This is a genomic window from Mesorhizobium sp. M4A.F.Ca.ET.050.02.1.1, assembly GCF_003997725.1.
Classification (GTDB): Bacteria; Pseudomonadota; Alphaproteobacteria; order Rhizobiales; family Rhizobiaceae; genus Mesorhizobium.
Map to the genome: position 1 here is coordinate 1 of NZ_RZSG01000849.1, position 2,481 is coordinate 2,481.

Annotated in this window: 4 protein-coding genes; 3 read left to right on the forward strand and 1 reads right to left on the reverse strand. The window is 62.6% G+C overall.

Annotation, left to right across the window (positions count from 1 at the left end):
- The first annotated feature begins 132 nt into the window (after nt 1–132).
- The 3 genes from EOA33_RS32140 (at nt 133) to EOA33_RS32150 (ending at nt 1,237) form a co-directional block, all read left to right on the forward strand.
- Complete coding sequence (locus EOA33_RS32140; RefSeq protein WP_126058706.1) at nt 133–321, forward strand: hypothetical protein; 189 nt, start codon at nt 133–135, stop codon at nt 319–321.
- A gap of 123 nt (nt 322–444) precedes the next feature.
- Nucleotides 445–873: a glyoxalase/bleomycin resistance/extradiol dioxygenase family protein gene (locus EOA33_RS32145; RefSeq protein ID WP_127286563.1), complete on the forward strand. Its 429-nt coding sequence runs from the start codon at nt 445–447 to the stop codon at nt 871–873.
- Between the two features lie 10 nt (nt 874–883).
- Nucleotides 884–1,237, forward strand: a complete 354-nt coding sequence (locus EOA33_RS32150) for a DUF1428 family protein (RefSeq protein WP_126058705.1) — start codon at nt 884–886, stop codon at nt 1,235–1,237.
- Nucleotides 1,238–1,461: 224 nt separating this feature from the next.
- On the opposite strand, the gene EOA33_RS32155 is transcribed toward EOA33_RS32150, so the two are convergent.
- The coding region (locus tag EOA33_RS32155) for a sulfotransferase (RefSeq protein WP_145989407.1) at nt 1,462–2,481 on the reverse strand (1,020 nt) is incomplete at its 5' end.

Genomic DNA, 2,481 nt, shown 5'->3' on the forward strand with positions numbered 1-2,481 from the left:
CGAGCGGCCGCCGAAACGGGCGGTTGAGGTAGCTCGACAAAAAAGTCCCGACGACCTGTCGGATCGCCGGGATGCGCCACGTCCTTGGGATGCCGACACGATAATGCCGGCATCAACCAGGGAGAATTCATCATGTCGGTCCTGTCATCCATCGGTCGCATCGCAACCCGGTACGCGGCGGCGCGCGCCCGCTACCGCAGCGAGCGTATCTTGCTTTCGCTGCCTGCCGAACTGCGCAAGGACATCGGCGTTCCGGAAATCTTCGACGTGCAGAACAGCCGTCGCGCCCGCGCGGCAACCTGCTCGGCCAGGGTGATTTGACGGGCGACCAGCCCGGCGCGGTTTCGGCGGTTCTAAAAAAATCCGAGACCCGTGTAGGATCGCGGCCGCCTCGTTCGTCCTGTGGTTCGCAAGGTCAGACCAAAACGCAAAGAGGAGCAAGCTATGACCGACCAGACCCCCGTTCAGCCGGCAGCGAAAGTGCTCGGCGGATTGACCCCCTATCTGCAGCTCGACGGCGCCTTCAAGGCTGCCGAATTCTACAAGAAGGCTTTTGGCGCCGAGCAGGTGTTCTTCTATCCGCCGGATGAGCAGGGCCGCACCATGCACATCCATCTCCACATCAACGGCTCGACGCTGATGATCTCCGACTTCTATCCCGAGCACGGCATGTCGCCCGTGAAGCCGCAGGGCTACACGATGCAGCTCCATCTCGGCAGCGACGACATCGAGGCCTGGTGGAAGCGCGCCGTCGACGCCGGCTGCGAGGTCGTCATGCCGCTGCAGGTGATGTTCTGGGGCGACCAGTGGGGCAACATGCGCGATCCGTTCGGTGTCGAATGGGCGATGAACGCGCCTGTCAAGAAGGCATAGGAGAAGCACGATGTCCTATGTCGATGGTTTCGTTCTCGCCGTCCCCAAGGCAAATCTCGACGCCTACAAGAAGATGGCTGGGCAAGCAGGCGCCATCTGGATGGAGTACGGCGCGCTTTCCTATGTCGAATGCATCGGCGACGACGTGCCCTATGGCGAGCTCACCTCGTTCCCGCGCGCCGTGCAGGCCAAGGATGACGAGGTCGTCGTCTTTGCATGGGTTGTCTACGAGTCGCGAAAACGGCGCGACGAAGTGATGGCGAAGATAATGGTCGACGAGCGGCTGAAGGCCGATTGGCCGACAATGCCGTTCGACGGCAAGCGCATGATCTTTGGCGGCTTCCAGACGTTCATCGAGCTTTGAGCCATCGCTTCGTCATACTATGGCGGAGCAAGGAGCGAAGCGACGCGGCGCAGACCATAGTATCCATGCCGTGACCTAAAGGCGCTGCAACGGTGCAGAATTCTGCTCCGCTGCATCCTTCGATCGAGGTCACGGAATGGATCCTAGGGTCTTCGCGACGGAGCTGTGCTCCTGCTTCGCCCTAGGATGACGAAGCTGAGATGCTTCGGCCGGTGACCAGCACGCTACGCCAGCCTGTCCAGCAGCGGCTTCAGCCTGTCCCCATAACGCTTCCACAGGTCGACCGAGCCCTGATACATCGGCTGGCGCACCTGCGCGGCCGAGGCCGTGCGCACCGGACGGTCAGTCTCGTGGAAGGACAGCACCTTGTCGTCCCAGGGCAGGCCGAGATGCGCCATCAGTGCCCGCGTCTGCCCTTCCTGGTCGGCAACGAAATCTTCATAGCGCACATCGTGCACGACGCCGGGCAGCACGTTGCGCCAATGCGCCATGATGTCAGTGTAGAGATTGTGGAAGTCGGCGAGCTCGCCGAGATCATAGCCGTAGCGGTGGCTGTCGCCGCGGAAATGCACCTTGTAGATCGACAGGCAGGTCGCCGCCGCGTCGCGCGCGCAATGGATGATCTTCGCATGCGGCAGCATCAGATGGATGAAGCCGACCAGCAGGAAGTTGCCGGGCATCTTGTCGGTGACATGCCTGAAGCCCGAATAGCGGGCATGCAGCATGTCGAGATAGGCCTCGCCGGCCTCGGCAAAGGCCTTGTCGGGCATGTCGGCGATGCCTTGCGGAAAGCCGCCCTTCATGGTGAGCGGGAACTGCTTGCCGACCGCTGTCTTCAGGATGCTGAGCTCGCCCGCGCCATAGACCTGCGGATGGCTGGCGATGATCTGCTCGACCAGCGTGGTGCCGGAACGCGGCATGCCAACGACGAAGATCGGCGTGTCGTCGGCGATCGAACTTGGCTTGTGCTTTTCGAAGAACGCCTTGTCGAAGGTCGCCTTCATCGCCTCGAATTCGTCGCGCGTCCTCGCCGGGTCGTACTCGATGCCAGTGCGGCGGATGGCGTTGCCCTCGGCGAAATAGTCGAAGGCGCGGGGATAGTCCTTGAGGTCGTCATTGGCCTTGCCGAGGCCGAAGGAGAGCTGCATGCGCGCCAGGCTTCCCTGCGGCGCCTTGGCGTGCTGCGCCTCCATGCCGGCGAGTTCGGCGTCGCGCTCGGTCTGCCGCTTGACCTGGGTCAGCAG